Here is an 18,894-nt window from a genome sequence, read left to right as displayed (position 1 = left end):
TGGAACTAGAATAGTCGGAACCATTCCGAGGACACACGGCCCGTGCACACCGATCTGCCCCATCTGGATCTGGATCACCTGTCTCCGCCCGACGGGGCGCAGCTGCGCCATCCGGATGACCTCGGCCACGCACCGCGGATCCTTATTCTCTACGGGTCGCTGCGGCCCCAGTCGTTCAGTCGCAAGCTCGCCCTGGAAGCCGAGCGCATTCTCAGGCATCTGGGTGCGGAGACGAGGATATTCGACCCGCACGAGCTGCCCATGCTTGACGCCGTGCCGGCGAGCCATCCCGAGGTGCAGCGTCTGCGCGAATGGTCCACCTGGTCGGAAGGCCAGGTCTGGGTGAGCCCCGAACGGCACGGATCGGTCACGGGCGTATTCAAGAACCAGATCGACTGGCTGCCACTCGAAGACGGCAGCGTTCGCCCGACACAGGGCCGGACGCTGGCGGTGATGCAGGTTTCGGGCGGTTCGCAAAGCTTCAATGTCGTCAACGCGCTTCGCGTGCTCGGCCGCTGGATGCGCATGGTCACCATCCCCAACCAGTCATCGGTGGCGAAGGCATGGCAGGAGTTCGAGGCAGACGGACGCATGAAACCGTCAGCCTTTTATGACCGCGTCGTCGATGTCATGGAGGAACTGATGAAGTTCACTCTCATGGTTCGAGGTCGCAGCGACTATCTGGTCGACCGTTACAGCGAACGCAAAGGCGATGCGCAACAGCGGGCGCTGGTGCAGGCGGCGGGTGCGGTCGAAAAAGAGAGCTGACGGTTCGGCTGGTCGCCAAAAGGAAACGACACGCTGACGAGCACCGCAATTTCTTGCGCAAACTTTACGGGTACAGGGCCACAGCGGCCACCGTCTTTACGGCGCCGTCCCTATTGTCTTCGGTTCCGCTCCATGGCCACAGCTGGCAGGAGCCGCATCTGGAACCACTGTGAAGACACCTGCGTTCATTGCCGCCTTCGTCGCGCTTTCCCTGTCTGGCCTCGCGCACGCGCAAGCCACCGACGACAGCCCTCTGTGTACCGACCGCCCGACCAAAGCCAATGCCACCTGCCCCGTTCCCGAAGGCCATTGGCAGCTGGAAACGGACATTGGGAACACCGTTCATGATGCTCAAGGGGCGAACAAAACGGACACTTCGTACCCACTCAATCCGACACTGAAATACGGCCTTGGAGGCGCCACCGACCTGGAAGCCACATGGGCGCCTGACGTGCGGGTCCACACTCGTGCAGACGGCAACCACCAGCGTCGACACGGTCAGGGGGACCTGGTCGTTCGCCTGAAAACCCGGCTCTACAGTTCCGACCAGGCCTCGGTGGCGGTCATTCCCTTCGTGAAAGCACCTACCGCGCGCTCTGGACTGGGGAACGATCGGTGGGAGGGCGGGTTAGCGGTACCCGTCGGCGTCACGCTACCCGCCGGCTTTTCGCTCACGCTGGGTCCGGAGCTCGACTACCTTGCGGACGCCGACGGGGATGGGCACCACACGGCGCTGACCAATCTGGTGAACGTGGCGCACGCCCTCTCGGACCGGCTGACCCTGGCCGTGGAATATTGGGAGCAACGCAACTGGGACCCCGCCGGTACGATCAAGCAGCAATCGGCTGATGTGGCGTTGAGCTTCGCAATCGCGCCTCGCTTCCAGGTGGATGTGGGCGCGAATTTCGGACTGAACGATCAGACGCCAGACCAGCAGTTCTACCTTGGCTTTGCGCATCGGTGGTGACCCATGGTGCTGGATCACCCAGTCGACGCCTGAGCGTCACGCACCACACGTGCATCGACGTGTCGGAATGCGTGGCCGCGGTTCGTTGAGGGGTCGTCCCCAACGAGCCGTCGCGTCAAGCCAAAGGTGCCACGAGACTCTGCAGGCCCGAAGCTTAGTCGCTTGATGCCCGGGATACCGTGTGGTCCTTCGCTGCAGCTACGGTTTTGGGGGCGTCGCCAGGAGGAGCGCTCACGGCTAACTTAATTTGGTCTTTTGGAACCGTGATCGCATGGCCACCTCCGAATAACGCACAGAAGTCTGCACCGCACTCGACGAGCTTGAATGACGATGCAGCTTTACCATCTAGGACCAACGCTACGTCCGGCTGTCCCGAGAATCCATCCTTGGCATCACGTGAAGCGGCATCTTCGCCCGCGTGCTGAAAAGGCAATACCAGCGCGACGAATACAAGACCTACGAGAACGAGAAAAACATAGGCGCCGTAGAGACCTAACATCGCTTGGTAAAAGCGCTCGACCAGCCGAAACTTTTCCTTAGGTGGAGCGATCCATCTTAGGAATGCGAGCACCATGCGCCCGGGGCCACGCAAAAGCGCAATTAGCCCCGTCATCCGCCTTCTCTTGCCGGCGGGTGACACTTTGCGCCAGATCGTCCATAGTGGCGCGTCGCGAATGACTGCCAGGGTCACGACGAATAGAAGAAGACCCAGCGTTGGCCCGAGGACCATTCCCAAATGGTGCCGGGCGACCGTTCGGGATATCAGCGATATGAGGGAAGTGACCACGTCACCCCAGGCGATAACGGCGTCGAACGACCGCGCCTGCGCGTCATCGGGGAAAACAGACCCATTCAGATGCAAATGTGCGTAATAGCTCAGGCGATACGCGCGGCCCGTAAAGAGGAAACCGCCCGCAAGTATCGCGAGGCCGAACGCTCCTACCGAAACGCGTAACCTTTTCGGCAGATCGGAACCATTCGGACCGTTTACCGTGTCCCTGGCGCTTTCATCCATATCACTGAACCAACCGCTTTCATCTGAGTTGTTTTGCGCCTCCCGCACTACGTCGCCGAGAGGCCTGTCATCTAAGCTATATCGGCCGTTCGAAGTAGTTCTGGACGCATGGGCTGGTTGAATCGATACGCAAATTCGGCGAGTAAAAGCAGTGGCGACCCGCAATTTCTTCAGTGGCACGTCGGTTGCTTCGGAGCGGATTGCGGGCTTCTCCGCATGACAGGCACTGCGCATGATCCGCCAGATTTCCTTGTCGCTCCTCGCCTTGCTGCTGCTCGCTCCCCATTTAGCGAATAGCGAGGCTGCGACTCAACCGCGGGGGCCCAAGACCGGCACTCCAGTACCTGCAACGCTGGTCGAAGACGGGTATTACACAAGCCGAAGCGGCGTCCAAGTCCATCGTCCGGCGCACACGACAGATAACCATGCGCCGGCGGGCGCATCAGCCCAATGTCGCGACGGAACATTTAGTTTCAGCGTTAACCGGAGAGGCACTTGTTCGAGGCACGGAGGAGTCGCGTCCTGGCTTTAGCCGAGACGCGCAACGTCACTATCTGTCGCGCTGCGGCTTCAGTGCGAAAGTTGGCCGGCATGAGCATTTGTATGCGCTACTCACTACTATTGCGCCAGAGACAACTAGCAAGGCCCCAGTCAACTTGCAAATGAGGTCGAAAAGGTGAACGGCATCAAGTGGTCAAGTATCCTGAACGACCGTCAATACATCGGGTTTCGAATTACGATGAGCGGGGTGACCATAGGATTCATCGGATTTGTCATCGCAATTTTCGGCTTCATGGATCTGGGTGTCTCGGTGTTCGTTGTCGGGCTCTCGACGGCTGTGACAGGCATCTTGGTCAATGTGTCACATGTAAATCGCCGGAAAGGACGGTGACATGCCTGCCTGTCTAAACTGGACCGCGCAACTCTTCGTAGGCACTCAGGAGTCGGTTTGCGCGTAACGCCGTTCGTCAATACCTGTGAACTGCGCGTACCGACACGGCTCGTTTACGGCTTCGTTGCTTCAGGATCCTGGTCAAACCACGCAGGACCAAACAGTTCTCGCTGCGGACGGACATCAGTGAGATACGTGCATCACAGTGAGGGCCCTTCGATTCCGCGCGGTGGCTTCCGGCATTCCGGACAACGTGTTTATTCAAAGCAGCCAGAATAATTCAGGGCGACGAAACTTCCCTGTTCATCACTATCTAGCTTTTTGGCAACTGCGTTCCGGCGAACCACTCCGCGTAGGCCGTGTTCTTCACCATGTGCCGGTTGAGGTCTTCGGCGCCATCGGTCCACCACACCGGGCCCCGCTCCCCCAATCCAACCTTAGCGTCGTTCACGGCGCGGCGTGCGGCGGCGAGACCCTTCGCGTCCTGATTGGCCTTTGCCACTTTGACGGCACGCCGGGCGTCCATCAGTTCGTTGACCAAGCACCCCCGTTGCTGCTCATCCAGGCCTGGATTGGACGTGCGCCAGAGCCGTCCTCTCACGATCAGATATCGGCCGTCTGGGGTTATTAGGGTATTCATTGGCTATCGTGGAGTTAGCGCGTCAGTAATGGTGGTTGCTGCTGGCCATGTTCCATAGTATGCGGCCACTGCGCACTGCTCCGAGCAATCGAGGTATTAGCCGAGTCCGACAGAGCGCGTAGCCCCCGGTAGAGATAACCCTCCCCCAGCCTATTGCTTTCATTGCCGCCATACATGAGTTCCGCCAGTGGCTTCGAATCGCCGTTCATGGCCGCTCGCTGTGCGGCCGGGCCGTCGGGACTCGCGCGCGCGGAGCGGACCGGAACGGTATCGACGCCCCGAGGGTAACGAAAGCCCTCCCCCAGAGGGGTTACGCCACCCGACTCCTGGGTCACCTGGGCCATAAAGTTGGCCAGTTCCTTAGGCGAGGTGCCGGCGCATGGGCAGCGACAAGCAGATCGGCTTCGCGTTGGGTCGTCACCGTCCGTCCTGTGATGGGCAGTGTTACAGGGCGTCGGGCACAAACTTCGCCAAGCACTCATGCTTGGCACGCTTGGCCTTCGGAATAGGCACTGCAGCAGTGATGCCATACGGATCGCCCGTCCGCTGGTCCAGCAGCTCGAGGAAGGCACCGGCGTGGTAGTCCACGTCACAGTGCTCGTATTTGTCGCAAACCTTCAACTTCGTACAGATGACTTTCCCATCCCGCTCGTAGACGTAATAGGTGGCTTCCGAATACGGCGGTCGGGGATAGGACTGGGTACGGATGGTCACGGCCGGCGACTGGGCGGCACAAGCCGAGCTGGACAACGCAACGGCGAACAGAAGGAGCCAAGTGGTCCCGCGCGCGCGTGAAGGCATGGCATGGTCCTTGAGTGGAAAATCCAAGGGTCCGATGGTGCCGCATGCTCGGGCCGCCGCCAACTCGGCACGACATGCCAAATCGCAGACAAAATATCCGAGCCCACCGCTATGCGTGGTTCGGCCGCGGCGCCAGCCCGCACGACGGGCAGTCTGAGCCTCCTCAAGATCACTCGAGTGCCACGGCGACATGCCGGGGTAGCGGACGGATATTCGCGCCAGCGAAGCCGCCACAGCAAAGACAACAAGTTTTCGTTCCTGCACGGAAGCGCCACTGTTGATGCCATGTGGAAAAGTCAGGCGGGTGACTGCAACCCCAAGGACTGCACCATCCTCGTGCAAGAACAGGACGGCTGTATTTCGCTAGTACGCGACGCGTCTTCGCGCCCGTTCGGGGCCGCCACACCTGATCCGAAAGACGAGGACGCCGCTACGACCCAGGCGATGAGGGCTTCAATTGCCTCCGTCTATGCGTATCCCTGTCGTATTAGCGGGTCGGCCATATATCGGATGAGTGTCGTATGATTTTCGACACCCTGGGAACGGAAGCGAATTTAAGCATGGACGGCATTTCACTGATACGAAAAGGTAGTCTACGAGCCATCACCCTGGCTTGTACGTTCGCCTGCACACCCACTCTGGCCTCCTCGGCTCCGGCTGCAAGCAGGCTGCCTGTGGCTGAGCAACCATGGCCAACCAACGGCCCCGCCCAACGCGATTTTCCTACTGCCCAGTTCTATCTCGACAAGACTTCAAGGCCTGCTCGCATCTGGCTGATCTCCGCTCCCCTGGGTGGCGTGGCGCGCGCCGTCGAGTTCTTCAGCGGTGAACAGGTAGATACCGTGAGTGTCACCACCGATGGAAAACGCGTCACATTCTTCGACTCGCATGGGTATCGATATAGTGAAGTCAAGACCTTTGCCTATACCGTCAATCTTGATCAACCGTCCACTTATGCTGCATGGCAGAGCGGAGACGCGGGTCACGACGTCGTTTTCGGTGCCGCATTGGGGGTCGGCTATGTCAGCAACGGTGAACGCGCTTTACTAGACGCATCACCCGGCAAGGAGAAGAAGTATTTCTCGGGGCAAGCATCGTGCGAGCCCCAGCCATACGTCGTCGAGACCCGCGGGACGAGGTATCAAGATACCGAGAAGGACTTCATCGAACGAGCCAAAATCCTCGCCGACTTCGACCGCACGCGCGCCTGCTGGACGAGTAAACCTCTCCAGGTAGTGGACCTGGAGGACAACACGTTCCTACTGTCGACTCAGGACCGGGTCTTTCGAATCAACAGCAAAGATGTTACTCCATCCGGACTTGCGCCCGACCTTAAGATTGTTGACCTGCCAACTGGCGATTTGAGCACGTCCTTCTATGCATGCGTCGAAGCGTCGAGCGGTGTGACCGCAGCGCTGAACGATTGCATCGGTACCGAACACGATGCGCAGGACAAACGCTTGAATGCCGCCTACCGACGGCTACGCGATTCACTCGCGCCTGAGCTTCGCACTTCGTTGCGTGACGAGGAACGAGGATGGATTGTGGCACGCGATCGCGATTGCGCAGCCGATGAAGGTGGGACAGGCAGCTTGCTTGATGCGAACCAGTGCGTATTGAATCAGACGGCGAGGCGGGCATCCGTGCTTGAGGCACGGCTGGCACGCTAGGACCGGTCATCCCGGGGCTAGATTCGGTGAATCCAAGACCCCGCCAATGACGTCACCGAGTAAACCGCAGACCTCAAGCAGCGATGACGCGAACCTCTCTCCAAGCCAGCCTCTGCCTCCCCACGTCTGTCGCCGGAAGGCCGGACTGGGACCGGCCGCGGACGCTCCGTCAGGCAGCCAGGGCGCGAAGGATTTGCCCATCGCGAACTTGGAGCACGACGACGGCGGGCTCCGCATGATCAAGGGTTAACCTGTCCAAGTGGTAGCCGGGCTTTTTGGGTGGAGTGGCCACGTGGGTCGCGACCGCGGTCGCGGACCTGCCTCTGGGGATGGGTGCCCCCACCTCCCCGTTAGCCGACGCTCCCTTGGTGGTCATGGGGCTGGGGACGGTGATCACGGCCGGCCTGGTCGCTTGGCAAGGGTGGCGCATCCGCCAGTGGATGAACGGCGAGGGCCCTACCTGCCCGCATTGCGGTTGCCTCATGGGGGAGGCGAAACAGCGTCGGTGGAGCATCTGCCACAGATGCCTCGGGTGCGGCCGATACACCCGGCCCAACTGAAAGGGCCCGGTTTCCCGGGCCCTTGGGTTTACTTCTTCTTTTTTTCGGGCCGCTGGGTCATCGCGGACGCTGCTGCGGTCTTCGCATCCTTCGATGCTGAAGAACTCTTCAACGTCTTGCTCGCGGCGGTGCCCGCTTTCTTACCCGTGGTTTCGTTCTTGGCCATGACCTGTTCCCGAAACACGCCGCCCATCGCGGCACCTGACGATGCTCCTGATCGAGCCTGCGCCGCAAGGTCCTGGATCGCCCGGCCTGGCCGCTCGTTGCCGTTCCTTCATTCGGAAATCTCGGACAGTGGAGCAGCAACCCAATGGTGGCTCGCGATCAGCAGTCGCGGCAAGCCTCCACCGCCGATGCTGCGCTCGTTATCGGCCCCGGAGCCGTGCGCCGGTGAACATGGCTGGCGGCATATGCTGCAGCGCTCGCCAGGAGCAGGATAACGAACGCCCCCATGAACGTGGCAATGGCTCCCCTCGAATCGAACACCATTCCCCCCGCCGTCGCCCCCACCGTGATGCCCAACTGGATGATGGCGACCATCAAGCCGCCCCCGGCTTCGGCATCGTCAGGCACGGTCCTGGTCAGCCATGTGGACCACGCGACAGGACCGGCTGCCGCGAGCACGCCCCAAGCGGCCAGCAAGGCAGCCATACCTCCAAGGAAGTGGCCCGCCCAGGCCATGGCCAAGGCCGTCACGGCCATGCCCAAAGGGACCACCGCCAAGGTGGCATTCAACCGGCCATCGAGGAATCGGCCCACCATCGAGGTGCCGACGAAGCCAGCAACGCCCACCACCAAGAGCAACCCCGACAGCATCGAGACACCGACGCCGGTGACCTGCTCCAGGAAGGGGCTCAGATACGTGAACAGCGTGAACTGACCCATGAAGGCCAACATGACAGCCACCATGCCGATACTGAAGTGGCGGTTGCGGAACAACGCCCACATGCCCCCGGCCGTAGCCTTCTCCTTCACCGGCAACCGCGGCAGCGTGACCGCCTGCCAGATGAGGGTGACAAGGGCCAACGGCACCACGCTGAAGAATGCTCCCCGCCAACCGATCAGGCCGCCCACGAAACTGCCCAAAGGCGCGGCGACGGCCGAGGCGACCGCATTGCCGCCGTAGATGATGGCGAGGCCCCGTGGCACCGACTCGGCGGGCACCAGGCGCATCACCGTCGCGGCCGACATGGACCAGAACCCGCCGATCGCGATGCCGACCAGGGCGCGGCCAATCATCAGAATCAGGTAGTTCGGTGCCAAGGCCACGGTGGTGCCGGATACGATCATGACCGCCGTAAGCCCAAGCAAGACCACGCGCCGGTCCACCCGCCCAATGAGCACCGTCATGAACAGGCTAGTGAGCACCGCGAAGATGCCCGAGATGGCAATGGCCTGGCCGGCTTGGCCCTCGGTAAGACCCAGATCGTGCGCGATGGGACTAAGCAGGCTCACCGGCATGAACTCCGACGCGATGAGCACCGCCACGCACAGGGCCATCGCGAAGACGGCGCCCCAGCGGGGCTCGTCTTGAAACGGCGTGAGTTGGCGGGGGGAAGACGGGGACCGCATGACTGCTCCAACAATGATTCGGCTGACCGATTCATCATAGGGACGCCGATTGGGCCCGATAACCCGCCTCCTATTACTTGCTTAACTGAAATAGGCTCATCAATCCCGAATACCCGGGCGGAGCGCTTGGCCGTGATCGCCGGCCTACCCTCGGAAGCGGATGGCTTCCACGAACCGAGCAAAGGCCGGAGATGGGTTACGCCGGTTCGGGTAGTAGAGATGGAACCCCTCGAACATCGGGGACCAGTCGGCGAGCACTTCCATCAAGCGACCGGCAGCAATGTGCGGGGCGGCCATCGGCTCGGGCACATAGGCCAACCCGATCCCATCGAGCGCACCATTGAGCACGTGAACACTGCTATTGAAGACCAGCGGGCCCTCCGCTTTCACAGTAAACGCGCGCCCGTCCCGTTCGAACTCCCAGGCGTAGATGGGTCCCGAGGCTCGGTGACGGATGTTGACGCACGTGTGCTGGGGAATGTCGTGAGGCGTCGCCGGCGGTGGGTGGCGCGCGAAGTAGCCGGGTGAGGCGACCAAGGCCATCCGCCAGTCGGGACCGATGCGCACCGCGATCATGTCTTTGCTGATGGCCTCGCCCAGGCGGACGCCCGCGTCAAACCGCTCTTCGATGAGGTCGGTGAACCCGTAGTCCACAAACAGTTCAACCGTAACCTCCGGATACGCCGCCAGGAAGTTGGCCAGCATGGGTCGGATACACAGCTCGATCGAGTCATCCGTGCCAGTGATCCGCAGGGTGCCCCGGGGCTTGTCGAGCAGGTCGCCCAAAGCCTCGACCTCGGCGGTGATCTGGTCGAACAGCGGGGCAATCGCTGCGGCGAGTCGCTCACCCGCCTCGGTGGCCGAGACATTGCGCGTGGTGCGTGCCAGAAGCCGAACGCCCAGGCCCTCCTCCAGGCGGCGGATCGTATGACTTAGCGCCGACGAGGTGACCCCTAGCCGCACGGAGGCTTTCTTAAAACTCCGGTCGCGCGCAACGGCCAGGAAGGCCTGGAGGTCGGCGGATTTCGGCGCGCTCATGAACAGACCTCGCCGAATGGATGGGTGCCCGACTGCTGAATGAGTTTCATGGATGGCATGCCTGGAGCGTGACGCATCTGGCAAAAGTGTCAACCGCCTCGCCTGCGCACCGGCGCCGCCGTGCCCGCGCGCCGCCCTTGGGAGCGATGCGCGGGCCGCTGATCAGGTCCGCAGGAGGACCTTGATGGCCTCACGCTGGTCCATCGCGCGGTAACCGTCGGCCGCGTCTGCCAAGGGCAACTCCAGGTCAAACACGCGCCCAGGATTGATCTTGCGGGCCAGCACCAGGTCCAACAGGTCTGGCAGAAAGCGGCGCACCGGCGCGGGACCACCCAGCAGGCCCTTTTGGTCGAAGAACATCTGGGCCCCGTCGAACTGGACCCCATGGGGCACACCGACATACCCGATCATCGAACCCGGCCGGGCACAGGCGATCGCCTGGGCCATGGATTCTTGGGTGCCCACACACTCCAGAACCGCATCGGCGCCCACATTGTGGGTCAGGGCCTTGAGAGCGGCCACGCCCGCATCGCCGCGCTCGGCGATGATGTCGGTGGCGCCGAACTCCAACGCTAAGTCCTGGCGGGTTTTGTGACGACTCATAGCGACGATCCGCGCAGCACCCATCTGCTTGGCCGCCAAAACGCCCATGAGTCCCACGGCGCCATCCCCCACGACCACCACGGTCGAGCCAGACTGGACGCGCGCCGCATCGGCCGCATACCAGCCAGTGCCGAGCACGTCGGACACCGCCAACAGACTCGGAATCAGATCGTCGGCCGGCTTCTCGTCTAGGGCAACCAGCGTGCCGTCGGCCAAGGGAACCCGCGCAAGCGTGGCTTGCGCCCCGCTCATAAACTCCCGCTGCTCGCACGAGGATTGAAACCCGTATTGGCAGTGGGGGCAGGTGTTGTCCGAGATACAGAACGAGCCCACGACGAACTGGCCCGGCTTCACGGTAGTGACGGCGTCGCCCACCGCAACCACCTCACCGCAGTATTCGTGCCCCATGGCCTTGGCACCATCGAAGGGCTCATGCCCGCGATAGGGCCACAGATCAGACCCGCAAATACAGGTCGCGGCGAGACGAATGATGGCGTCCGTCGGCTTGAGGATTTGAGGCTCGGCGATGTCCTCTACACGCACATCGCCGGGGGCATACATCAAGGTGGCAAGCATGGAGGTCTCCAAAGAAAATGAGTAGGCGCGCGCCTGCGTTACTTGAGGTTGGTGCGGAAGAACGCGGTCACCCGCTCCATCGTGACCTTGTCGCTCTTAAAAAAGTTGTCTGCCGCTGTTGGGGACTTGGTCGCGATGGTCGTGGAGGTACCGGCGAGTAGGCCCGCCATCAAAAGAACCTTGCGCATGGGAATCACCACTGGAACAAGTTGAAGGACGCCGTTGCCATTCCCGTTGCTGCTCGAATGGCGCGCGTTCCAGTGTTGCCCCATGCCCACGGATTGATAAGGCCGCCAATCGTGAATGCGTCAATGATCTGCCTTCAGCAATCGTCCGCAGGTCTGACCGGCTTACGCCCATATCAACGGCCTTTCAAGAAGGTTTCCCTTGCCTTGGCGATGGCCGACATGGCATTGGGCCAGCCACTGTAAAACGCCATGTGCGTGATCACTTCGACCAGTTCCTCGGACGTCACCCCGTTCTCGATCGCACGAGGAAAATGGAAGCCGAGTTGTTCGGACTTGCCGGTGGCGATCAATGCCGCGCAGGTGATCAGGCTGCGATCGCGCTTAGAGAGTTCGGGGCGCTCCCAGACATCATCAAAAAGAACCTCATCGCTCAACTGGGCGAGTTTGGGCGCAATGTCACCGAAGCCTTTGCGGGCGGCCGTCGTAGGAGTTTTCGCAGTCATGTGTGAGCCTTCGCTAAGTAGGGGTATGGGCAGCCGAGGGCCTAGTCGCTTTCGACCGGCGCGGTGTAATCCTCATCGCTGACCGGTTCCAGCCAGGTCACGTTGGACCCGTCCAGCGCTTCGGTAATCGCCAAGTGAGTCATGGCCGTCGTCTCGGTCGCGCCATGCCAGTGGCGCTTGTTACACCCGCAGACCACCATGTCCCCCGCGCGGATTTCCTTTTTTGGGCCGCCCTCGCACTGCGTCCAGCCGAGCCCGGCGACGACGACCAAGGCTTGGCCCAGAGGGTGGGTGTGCCAGTTGCTCCGCGCGCCTGGGGCAAAGGTCACCACGCCGACGCTCGCTCGGCTCGGTTCAGGGATCTGGGCGATGGCATCAATCCGGACTTGACCGGTGAAGAAGTCGGCAGAGCCCTGGACGGCGGGTTTGGATCCGTTGCGAATGATCTGCTGCATGGCTGGGGCCGCTCTGAACGTGGGATGTCGACTATAGGCCGCCGCCAATCCTTGAATAAGACGGCCTTTACTTCATGGAATATTGAGATAGCCTCAACAATCTCCGTCGCTTGACGCTCAATCATGCCCCTCCCCAACCTCAACGATCTGGCCGCCTTTGTCGCCGTAGGCGCCGAACAGAGTTTCACCCGCGCGGCGGCCAAACTGGGCGTGACCCCTTCGGCACTTAGCCATACGGTGCGCGGGCTAGAGGAACGGCTCGGCGTCCGCTTACTGGCCCGAACCACCCGCTCGGTGGCCCCCACGGAGGCCGGGCAGCGGCTCCTGGCTTCCCTGGCGCCGATGCTCGATGAAATCCAGGCGCAGATCGCCGCCCTAAGCGACCTGCGCGATCGGCCCTCTGGAACGGTCCGGATCACGGCCGATGAGCACGCCCAAGAAACCTTGCTTTGGCCGAGGTTGCGCCCGGTCCTCCGCGATTACCCCGACATACAACTGGAGTTGATCACCGATTACGGCCTCTCGGACATCGTGGCCGAACGCTATGACGCGGGGGTGCGCCTGGGAGAACTGGTGGCCAAGGACATGATTGCGGTCCCGATAGGGCCATCCATGCGCATGGCCGTGGTGGCTTCACCCGGCTACCTGGAAGCCCACGGGACGCCCGCCGCTCCGAGCGATCTGACCCGGCATCGGTGTATCAACCTGCGTCTGCCCACCCACGGCGGGCTGTATGCCTGGGAGTTTGAGGACGGCGGCCGAGACGTCCAGGTGCGTGTAGCCGGGCAAGTGACCTTCAACAGCATCCATCCGATGCTTGAGGCGGCGCTGGACGGCTTCGGCTTGGCCTACCTCACCGCCACGATGGTTCAACCTCTCGTGGACCAGGGCCGGTTGATGTCGGTGTTGTCCGAGTGGCTCCCGCCCTTCTCGGGTTATCACTTGTATTACCCGAGCCGACGCCAGATGACACCGGCATTCCGGCTGGTCGTGGACACCCTTCGTTATTCAGGGCAGTCCGTTTTCTAACCCGCGATCGTCCGACACCAGGGCAAAGTGCCTCGAGTAACGCGTCCGCATCAGAACCTCACCACGGACTCGATGGCTCAAGACAGGCCCCGAAACGATGGGACCGCCGTGGAAGGTCACAGGTGATTCAACTAATCTGCTTCCATCAGGATGGGGAGCCAAGATGGCGCTGACCGATGAATATGTTCGATTTCGGCAATGGCTGGATGCGCACATCCTTGCGGGACGATCTTATTGCCTTCATGGAGCAGGCTGGCAAGTGCGAAGGCAGCCCCCCGGTTGTCACGGCCACCATGGAGATGGCACGCTCCCACCCGGACCTATTTCAGACGCTGACGGAAAGGTTCCGCGTATACGTCCGAACGGAACTGCAAGAGCTCGCCACGCGGTCGGCCGAGACGGGCCACGAGCCGCTGCCAAAGGACAAGCTCGACGTCCTTTCCGACACCGTCGTTGCCCTCCTGGCTCACCACACCGGGCCTGTCGGGGAATCGATTCCAGTAGAGCGTCTGATCGCACTGGTCGACCATGTGTTGCTGGCCGCCATGGCGGGTCATCCGTTTCGGCGTGTCAAGTCCGATCATTCTTAATCCTGCCCCGTTCTTCTTGAGCACGATCACGCAAGGCGCCAGTGTCTCGAGCGGCCAGCTGCTCGAAAACTGCCGTCAGCGAGGCACGGCGATCGCCTGCACCGAGTCCACTAATGTGCGTGACCAGACATCGTCACGATTGCCGTTGGTCAAGTAGACGATGACGTAGTGATCGTCCAGGTTCGCGCCATAGAGGACGCGGACGCGCACCTTCGTGCCTCCGTCGTGCCCCAGCTCATGCCAGCGGCCGGCTTCACCGTATTCCCAACCGGATGCAAAACCACCTGAATTACCATTGGGAAAGGCATACGGATGCCAGTACTTGACCAAGGCGTCGCGTGGAACCAGCTTCCCATCGGCAACAGCCGACATGAAGGTCTCCAAGTCTTCCAACGTGGAGACGATACAGCCCTGGGCGATGGCGTAATCGGGCCAGTTGATCTGCGGATCGAGGACGGCGCGCCCATTCTCCGCGTGATAGCTGCTTACCATGTCGCGGGGCGCGTGCGAAGGCTCCAGCGACGTGTGATGCAGGCCCAAGGGTCGAATGATTCGCTCCTCCACAAGGGCCTGGTATCGCTTGTGCGTCACGTTTTCGAGCACCGCCTCCAACACCAAGTAGTTCGTTCCCGAATAGCGCGTCTGCACGTTTGGGGCGGAAGTGACTGGCCGCTGGCTCGCGACGTCCCATGCCGCTTCGAGTGAAAGAGGAAAGGGGCGGGCCATATTCTGCGAGTCGAAGAAATCGGGTAGTCCCGACACGTGATTCATGAACTGATCCACGCGGATGGCGCGCCATGCCACGGGCAGGTTCGGGACGTAACGCGAGGCAGGCGCAGTCAGGTTAATCTTCCCCTCTTGCACGAGCTGAAGGATCAACGTGTTGGTGAATAACTTGCTCACCGAATAGATGGGAAAAGGCGTGCTCGGAGTGATGGGCTTTCCACCCTCCAATGCCGTTGTACCTGTCATCCCCTCGTAGATGAGCTGGTCGTTGTGACGAACGCGCACCGCCTGAGCCGGAATGCCGTGACCTAAAGCGTTCGCCTTGAGCTGGGCGTTGAGGGCTTCTTGCAGATCGGCCGCCCGTCCCGGACCGCTGATGGCCGCACAAAGGCCGGCGACGAGGAGGCATGCCTTCATCTTATTCACCTTGAGAACTAGGCCGTCAGGATGCCACAGCAACCGAGGACCCGCGCGCCCGCCGTTGTCGCCGCGACATGAGCGATGATGGAGCCCGGCCGGGTTGAATGCGACGAGACGGGTGCGGTTAATTGCGGCTGCATTTTCTTGTCGACGACGCTGCCTCAACGACACCGATCGGGGAACGATCAAGGTGATGTGCTAACCGTATGCGAAGCGCCTATGCGGGTTCCTACCACCGAATTTCTCCAGCCTCTCCTGAGTGGCTGAAAAAGATCACCTTGAGGGTTTATGGCGGAGAGAGTGGGAGGTGAGTAACGTCCAGTCCCACCAACGTCTCCGGCGCCCGGCTCGTCCGTTGGAGTTTCCTCCCAGATTTGGCCAAGTGCGGGAAGGCTATCGCTCTTCCCCGTCCTCCAGCAACCGCCGCGCGATGTCCACTTCGCTCACTGCCGCGCTGGACTACCAATCGCGGGCCCGCGCTGCGACAACGCCTCATCCATAAAGGTCGGCGACGGGTGACCGCGCAGCGGTAGTCCGACGGGGACCCCCGAGAAGCGGTCAGGTGTCAAGCATGTCCCACTGATCCCCCAGCATCCACCGAATGGCTGACAATTTTCCGCTGAGCATGCCCCACTCGAAGTCCGTCCAAGGCCCCAACTCGCCCGGAAAATCTTCTTCGGTGCTCTTCATCGCTGCGATCATGCCGTCCCAGATGCTGTCAACGATCAGTCCTCGCTGCTCTTCAACGCTCGCCCTCTCCCATACTTCTTTGGGGACGCGTCTCAACTTTCCGCTTTCGAAGCTGTCGAGCAAGTTCCCCTTACGGCCATACCAAATCTGCTGGGTCAGCTTGTCTTCGGCTTCAAGTAGTTCGGACAGCCTGCGTGGCTCTTGAAAAAGTTCACGGCTGAACCGGATGTCTTCAACAAGCTCTTCGGCGAACTCACCGAGCAGGGGGGCGAGGTTTGTCACGTATCTGGATGATGTCCCATCGAAGAAGGAAGCAAGGTCTGCATGCGGCAATCGACTGTCGCCGCCCTTTTCACTGAAATCGTGAATGTTGTGGGTCACAAATCCATATACATCGTCTTCGGACTGACGCTCAATCAAGGCATCTGCATACGTTTCGATGAGAATGGCATCGTCGATGCCATTACGCTGCCTGTGAAACGGCGCGATCTTCTTGAGGGCCCGGTCGGCCGCCCGCGCTTTCACCTTGTCGGTCAGCTCTGTTTGTGAAGCCCTGGCGAACAGCCTTTCGACGAGGCCCACAGCTTCGTTTGCCGCTTCTCCACCCGTCGAAATTCGATGGTCGACTTCATTCAGTTGACCGATCGTGGCATCGCGCACTTCGGCGGGGGCGAATTGCGCGACGGCATCGCGCACCAGTCGAAAATGAGTGGACAGGCTTCGCTTACTCTCCGCGACCACGCGTTCCTTGTTTCGTGCAAACTCATCTACAACGATAGTCGGAAGGATAAGTTCCACGTCCCCCTCTTCAATCAAAGCCTCGATCGCCTCGATGAGCGGGAGCTGACGATGATCTTTGACCAAGTCCAGCCAAACGCATGTGTCGATCAGTAAACGCAGCTTCATCCGTTGCCCCTCCTAGTTGCAGATCCGTTAAACCCAGCCTCACCACATCGGGCCAGGCCGCGATGGATTACCGCGGCGCTTAACCTTCGCCGGCGCCAGAGCCTGTTCAATTTCCTTGGCCCATACGATCAGGTCAACCCCGCAGGCCAGGCACCAGTCACGCAGCTGCAGCCCATCCAGCCTAGTCACGCCTCTCTCGGCAGCCGTGATGTAATTCTGCGATCGGCCCAATCGGTCGGCGAGATCCCCTTGCGTCAGTCCAGCGCGGGTCCGCAGTGCCCGTAAGGTCGCGAGGAAGGCCGTGTTCTCTGGCCGATAGAGGGATTTTTGAGCGCGCCCCTCGTCCCCTGCTTTCAATGCCATGAGCCTTCTCCCGAGATGCCACCGGGCGCCCAAGCTATGGCACGAACCTGATTACACCGACCTTGTGTTTTTGTTTATCCTTGGTTCCGGTTGTCGATCGTATTTTCAGCTCGCCAGGGACGGCCCAGCACCGGCCCGGCGTCCACCTCGCCCACAGGGATGCCAACAGATGAAAAACTTCATTCGGATCGGTGCCGCGTTTGCGGCGCTGGTGATTGCAGTCGTCACGTCAGCCCAAGCGCAAGACCAGGAGTCTGGCTTCAAGAGGTTCATGCACCGCGCCGGTGCGGCCGTCAGCCAAACGACCTCGAAAGTTCTGGGGAACACCTCTGCCGCTCCCGGCGGCCAGGCCGCGGGGCCCGCAAAGACAACCGGCGCTTACTACCGGCCGATCAACCCGTCCATTCCTGGCGCGATCGTGGGCATCTTTGATCAACATCGGATGGGCGATGCCTGGCCGCGCGTCGCCGTCCGCTTCACACGTGCCGGAGCCGACCAGGCGTGCTGGACGGCACAGGCAACGATCTGGCGCTCGCCGAAAGACCGTCGGACTGAAACGTTCGACATCTGTAACTCGCCGCTCGCCTTCACTGACGCGATGGGCCAGACACACTTCATGACCGCGCCTGAGGATGCCCCCGGCGGCGGCCAGGGAACGCTGGCTTTCAGCATTGCGCAAAACATCCAGGGCATGTCGCACGTAGATACAGCGCCCGGCGACGCACGCGACACGGAACTCCCTCCCAACATGCTTTTTTACCTCGGCACCGATAGTCAAACCGGAACTCTTGCGCACCAGTATCACGAAATCCTGGTCAGGCTCATGTGGCTGACCGGCTGGATGAGCCACAGCAACCCGACCATCGACATTCGATCAGGCAAAACCCTGTGGGTCGTTGGCATCGACGCTAACTCATCCCGCCCGCAGGAGCCGTCGCGATGATCACGCTGCTCGCGGTCATCGCCCTCGGTTTCGTCCTCGCTCTCATCACCCGGCACTTGGCGGCTGGACACCGAGATCGGGATGCGATCAAACACCCGCCCATGCGGGTCACGGAAGAGCACGGTTGGACGACCGTGGCGACCACCCCTGCGGCGCTGCCTGCCCGCGTCACGGTCGTGTCCTGGTGCCTCGCGCTCCCGGCAGGCTGGGCCGGAGCAGCTTTGGGTGCCAAGGTGGACGCGCACTCGCCTTTACCCGTGATCCTTGGCCTCATTGCGCTTGTCGGCTGCGGCGTCCTCATCACGAAGCTCTTCAAGGCAGGCCATGACGCAACCCGCCAAGTCCAACGGAGGCCTTTCCAAGTTTCCACCCAGGGCATCCGTCTCCCGAGCGGCACCCTCTTAGCTCCTGGGGAAATTTATGCCATTCGTCGTGGCAACTCCCAGTCCCGCCAATCGGTGATCGTCGGCGGCGTGGGTGTCGTCGCCGGCGTCAGCCAAGTTGCTGCCACGACGGCTCACTTACTTACACAAGTAAGCTACACGGTCGAAGTTGAACATGCCGGCCGGTCCACCGTTTTGGCTGGCGGGTTGACTGAGACACAGGCGAATGCGGTGGCCATGGAGGTGACGCGGCGACTGCCCGGCTTCCAGCGCTGAGCTACATGGCATCGGTAACGGCAGGCGCCCAGCCCCCTCGCCGAACGGCCTTAGGAAGGGTATCGTCTGACGGTGCCGCGGACCGATCGGAGAACCACATGAACCTAGGCACGGAGCAATCGATCTTGGACACGGCAGCCATGTCGGAAGACAGCCGCGCGATGTGCCGGGCCCTTCTCGACGGAGACATGGAAGAAGCGCGCTTCCGAGCGCAATGCCTTCATTGCGGAGCGCGTCAGTCAGGTGACTGGGATCTGGAACGCGCCGCAGCCGTGGTCGTGCGCCTCTTCGGACCACTTGGCAGCGTTCCGGATCCGGCC

At 61.4% G+C, this 18,894-nt stretch carries 22 protein-coding genes; 9 read left to right on the top strand and 13 right to left on the bottom strand.

The window, feature by feature from the left end; translation table 11 throughout:
• Nucleotides 1-42 precede the first annotated feature (42 nt).
• Nucleotides 43-768, top strand: a complete 726-nt coding sequence (arsH, locus tag J2X57_RS00520; protein WP_036112738.1) for an arsenical resistance protein ArsH — start codon at nucleotides 43-45, stop codon at nucleotides 766-768.
• Between the two features lie 169 nt (nucleotides 769-937).
• Nucleotides 938-1,735: a transporter gene (locus J2X57_RS00515; protein ID WP_309862517.1), complete on the top strand. Its 798-nt coding sequence runs from the start codon at nucleotides 938-940 to the stop codon at nucleotides 1,733-1,735.
• A 154-nt stretch (nucleotides 1,736-1,889) separates the two neighbouring features.
• Here the strand turns inward: J2X57_RS00515 and J2X57_RS00510 are convergent, their stop codons facing one another.
• Complete coding sequence (locus J2X57_RS00510; protein ID WP_309862515.1) at nucleotides 1,890-2,984, bottom strand: hypothetical protein; 1,095 nt, start codon at nucleotides 2,982-2,984, stop codon at nucleotides 1,890-1,892.
• Here J2X57_RS00510 and J2X57_RS19880 point away from each other — a divergent pair.
• Entirely contained in the window at nucleotides 2,983-3,282 is a 300-nt protein-coding gene (locus tag J2X57_RS19880; RefSeq protein ID WP_343218459.1) for a DUF3761 domain-containing protein, read from the top strand. The two genes, J2X57_RS00510 and J2X57_RS19880, sit on opposite strands and share 2 nt — an antisense overlap.
• Nucleotides 3,283-3,426: 144 nt before the next feature.
• Nucleotides 3,427-3,642 (top strand): hypothetical protein, encoded by a 216-nt coding sequence (locus tag J2X57_RS00505; RefSeq protein ID WP_309862511.1) that lies wholly within the window; start codon nucleotides 3,427-3,429, stop codon nucleotides 3,640-3,642.
• A 313-nt stretch (nucleotides 3,643-3,955) separates the two neighbouring features.
• Here J2X57_RS00505 and J2X57_RS00500 read toward each other — a convergent pair whose 3' ends face one another.
• Together J2X57_RS00500 and J2X57_RS00495 are read right to left on the bottom strand one after the other, a co-directional pair.
• Nucleotides 3,956-4,282, bottom strand: coding sequence for a hypothetical protein (locus J2X57_RS00500; RefSeq protein WP_079520248.1), 327 nt, complete (start codon nucleotides 4,280-4,282; stop codon nucleotides 3,956-3,958).
• A 444-nt stretch (nucleotides 4,283-4,726) separates the two neighbouring features.
• On the bottom strand, nucleotides 4,727-5,083 hold the full coding sequence (locus J2X57_RS00495; RefSeq protein ID WP_309862506.1) for a hypothetical protein: 357 nt from the start codon (nucleotides 5,081-5,083) through the stop codon (nucleotides 4,727-4,729).
• A gap of 521 nt (nucleotides 5,084-5,604) precedes the next feature.
• Here J2X57_RS00495 and J2X57_RS00490 point away from each other — a divergent pair.
• Nucleotides 5,605-6,753 (top strand): lysozyme inhibitor LprI family protein, encoded by a 1,149-nt coding sequence (locus J2X57_RS00490; protein WP_309862503.1) that lies wholly within the window; start codon nucleotides 5,605-5,607, stop codon nucleotides 6,751-6,753.
• Nucleotides 6,754-7,341: 588 nt separating this feature from the next.
• On the opposite strand, the gene J2X57_RS00485 is transcribed toward J2X57_RS00490, so the two are convergent.
• The 7 genes from J2X57_RS00485 to J2X57_RS00455 form a co-directional block, all read right to left on the bottom strand.
• The gene (locus J2X57_RS00485) at nucleotides 7,342-7,479 is read right to left on the bottom strand and encodes a hypothetical protein (RefSeq protein WP_309862501.1); all 138 of its coding nucleotides are present in this window, start codon (nucleotides 7,477-7,479) and stop codon (nucleotides 7,342-7,344) included.
• 158 nt (nucleotides 7,480-7,637) lie between these two features.
• The gene (locus tag J2X57_RS00480) at nucleotides 7,638-8,801 is read right to left on the bottom strand and encodes an MFS transporter (RefSeq protein WP_309862499.1); all 1,164 of its coding nucleotides are present in this window, start codon (nucleotides 8,799-8,801) and stop codon (nucleotides 7,638-7,640) included.
• 228 nt (nucleotides 8,802-9,029) lie between these two features.
• The gene (locus J2X57_RS00475) at nucleotides 9,030-9,923 is read right to left on the bottom strand and encodes a LysR family transcriptional regulator (RefSeq protein WP_079520261.1); all 894 of its coding nucleotides are present in this window, start codon (nucleotides 9,921-9,923) and stop codon (nucleotides 9,030-9,032) included.
• A gap of 162 nt (nucleotides 9,924-10,085) precedes the next feature.
• Nucleotides 10,086-11,102, bottom strand: a complete 1,017-nt coding sequence (locus tag J2X57_RS00470) for a zinc-dependent alcohol dehydrogenase family protein (RefSeq protein ID WP_309862494.1) — start codon at nucleotides 11,100-11,102, stop codon at nucleotides 10,086-10,088.
• A 38-nt stretch (nucleotides 11,103-11,140) separates the two neighbouring features.
• Nucleotides 11,141-11,290 (bottom strand): hypothetical protein, encoded by a 150-nt coding sequence (locus J2X57_RS00465; RefSeq protein WP_309862491.1) that lies wholly within the window; start codon nucleotides 11,288-11,290, stop codon nucleotides 11,141-11,143.
• Nucleotides 11,291-11,463: 173 nt separating this feature from the next.
• Complete coding sequence (locus J2X57_RS00460; RefSeq protein WP_079520265.1) at nucleotides 11,464-11,793, bottom strand: carboxymuconolactone decarboxylase family protein; 330 nt, start codon at nucleotides 11,791-11,793, stop codon at nucleotides 11,464-11,466.
• A 41-nt stretch (nucleotides 11,794-11,834) separates the two neighbouring features.
• The gene (locus J2X57_RS00455; RefSeq protein ID WP_309862488.1) at nucleotides 11,835-12,248 is read right to left on the bottom strand and encodes a cupin domain-containing protein; all 414 of its coding nucleotides are present in this window, start codon (nucleotides 12,246-12,248) and stop codon (nucleotides 11,835-11,837) included.
• A 123-nt stretch (nucleotides 12,249-12,371) separates the two neighbouring features.
• On the opposite strand from J2X57_RS00455, the gene J2X57_RS00450 reads away from it, so the two are divergent.
• On the top strand, nucleotides 12,372-13,277 hold the full coding sequence (locus J2X57_RS00450; protein WP_309862485.1) for a LysR family transcriptional regulator: 906 nt from the start codon (nucleotides 12,372-12,374) through the stop codon (nucleotides 13,275-13,277).
• A 176-nt stretch (nucleotides 13,278-13,453) separates the two neighbouring features.
• Nucleotides 13,454-13,867 (top strand): hypothetical protein, encoded by a 414-nt coding sequence (locus J2X57_RS00445; protein ID WP_309862482.1) that lies wholly within the window; start codon nucleotides 13,454-13,456, stop codon nucleotides 13,865-13,867.
• Between the two features lie 75 nt (nucleotides 13,868-13,942).
• On the opposite strand, the gene J2X57_RS00440 is transcribed toward J2X57_RS00445, so the two are convergent.
• The 3 genes from J2X57_RS00440 to J2X57_RS00430 all read right to left on the bottom strand — a co-directional run bounded on the left by J2X57_RS00440 (nucleotide 13,943) and on the right by J2X57_RS00430 (nucleotide 16,972).
• The gene (locus J2X57_RS00440; RefSeq protein ID WP_309862480.1) at nucleotides 13,943-15,010 is read right to left on the bottom strand and encodes a serine hydrolase domain-containing protein; all 1,068 of its coding nucleotides are present in this window, start codon (nucleotides 15,008-15,010) and stop codon (nucleotides 13,943-13,945) included.
• Between the two features lie 561 nt (nucleotides 15,011-15,571).
• The gene (locus tag J2X57_RS00435; protein ID WP_309862479.1) at nucleotides 15,572-16,609 is read right to left on the bottom strand and encodes a PIN domain-containing protein; all 1,038 of its coding nucleotides are present in this window, start codon (nucleotides 16,607-16,609) and stop codon (nucleotides 15,572-15,574) included.
• A 39-nt stretch (nucleotides 16,610-16,648) separates the two neighbouring features.
• A complete protein-coding gene (locus J2X57_RS00430; RefSeq protein ID WP_309862477.1) occupies nucleotides 16,649-16,972 on the bottom strand; it encodes a helix-turn-helix transcriptional regulator in 324 nt (107 codons plus the stop codon).
• Between the two features lie 169 nt (nucleotides 16,973-17,141).
• On the opposite strand from J2X57_RS00430, the gene J2X57_RS00425 reads away from it, so the two are divergent.
• Complete coding sequence (locus tag J2X57_RS00425) at nucleotides 17,142-17,915, top strand: hypothetical protein (RefSeq protein WP_309862475.1); 774 nt, start codon at nucleotides 17,142-17,144, stop codon at nucleotides 17,913-17,915.
• Nucleotides 17,912-18,574: a hypothetical protein gene (locus J2X57_RS00420; protein ID WP_309862473.1), complete on the top strand. Its 663-nt coding sequence runs from the start codon at nucleotides 17,912-17,914 to the stop codon at nucleotides 18,572-18,574. Before J2X57_RS00425 ends, J2X57_RS00420 begins: the two co-directional genes overlap by 4 nt.
• The last annotated feature ends 320 nt before the right edge of the window (nucleotides 18,575-18,894 follow it).

This window comes from Luteibacter sp. 1214 (assembly GCF_031455395.1).
GTDB lineage: Bacteria > Pseudomonadota > Gammaproteobacteria > Xanthomonadales > Rhodanobacteraceae > Luteibacter > Luteibacter mycovicinus.
The sequence above is the reverse complement of the archived record's forward strand: the minus strand, read 5'-3'. Positions and strand labels throughout refer to the sequence as shown.

Coding starts and splice junctions, on each gene's coding strand:
- J2X57_RS00475 (WP_079520261.1), bottom strand. CDS start 9,923: ATGAGCGCGCCGAAATCCGCCGACCTCCAGGCCTTCCTGGCCGTTGCG.
- J2X57_RS19880 (WP_343218459.1), top strand. CDS start 2,983: ATGATCCGCCAGATTTCCTTGTCGCTCCTCGCCTTGCTGCTGCTCGCT.
- J2X57_RS00485 (WP_309862501.1), bottom strand. CDS start 7,479: ATGGCCAAGAACGAAACCACGGGTAAGAAAGCGGGCACCGCCGCGAGC.
- J2X57_RS00510 (WP_309862515.1), bottom strand. CDS start 2,984: ATGCGCAGTGCCTGTCATGCGGAGAAGCCCGCAATCCGCTCCGAAGCA.
- J2X57_RS00465 (WP_309862491.1), bottom strand. CDS start 11,290: ATGCGCAAGGTTCTTTTGATGGCGGGCCTACTCGCCGGTACCTCCACG.
- J2X57_RS00460 (WP_079520265.1), bottom strand. CDS start 11,793: ATGACTGCGAAAACTCCTACGACGGCCGCCCGCAAAGGCTTCGGTGAC.
- J2X57_RS00500 (WP_079520248.1), bottom strand. CDS start 4,282: ATGAATACCCTAATAACCCCAGACGGCCGATATCTGATCGTGAGAGGA.
- J2X57_RS00440 (WP_309862480.1), bottom strand. CDS start 15,010: ATGAAGGCATGCCTCCTCGTCGCCGGCCTTTGTGCGGCCATCAGCGGT.
- J2X57_RS00490 (WP_309862503.1), top strand. CDS start 5,605: ATGATTTTCGACACCCTGGGAACGGAAGCGAATTTAAGCATGGACGGC.
- J2X57_RS00470 (WP_309862494.1), bottom strand. CDS start 11,102: ATGCTTGCCACCTTGATGTATGCCCCCGGCGATGTGCGTGTAGAGGAC.
- J2X57_RS00495 (WP_309862506.1), bottom strand. CDS start 5,083: ATGCCTTCACGCGCGCGCGGGACCACTTGGCTCCTTCTGTTCGCCGTT.
- J2X57_RS00455 (WP_309862488.1), bottom strand. CDS start 12,248: ATGCAGCAGATCATTCGCAACGGATCCAAACCCGCCGTCCAGGGCTCT.
- J2X57_RS00450 (WP_309862485.1), top strand. CDS start 12,372: ATGCCCCTCCCCAACCTCAACGATCTGGCCGCCTTTGTCGCCGTAGGC.
- J2X57_RS00420 (WP_309862473.1), top strand. CDS start 17,912: ATGATCACGCTGCTCGCGGTCATCGCCCTCGGTTTCGTCCTCGCTCTC.
- J2X57_RS00435 (WP_309862479.1), bottom strand. CDS start 16,609: ATGAAGCTGCGTTTACTGATCGACACATGCGTTTGGCTGGACTTGGTC.
- J2X57_RS00445 (WP_309862482.1), top strand. CDS start 13,454: ATGAATATGTTCGATTTCGGCAATGGCTGGATGCGCACATCCTTGCGG.
- J2X57_RS00430 (WP_309862477.1), bottom strand. CDS start 16,972: ATGGCATTGAAAGCAGGGGACGAGGGGCGCGCTCAAAAATCCCTCTAT.
- J2X57_RS00425 (WP_309862475.1), top strand. CDS start 17,142: ATGAAAAACTTCATTCGGATCGGTGCCGCGTTTGCGGCGCTGGTGATT.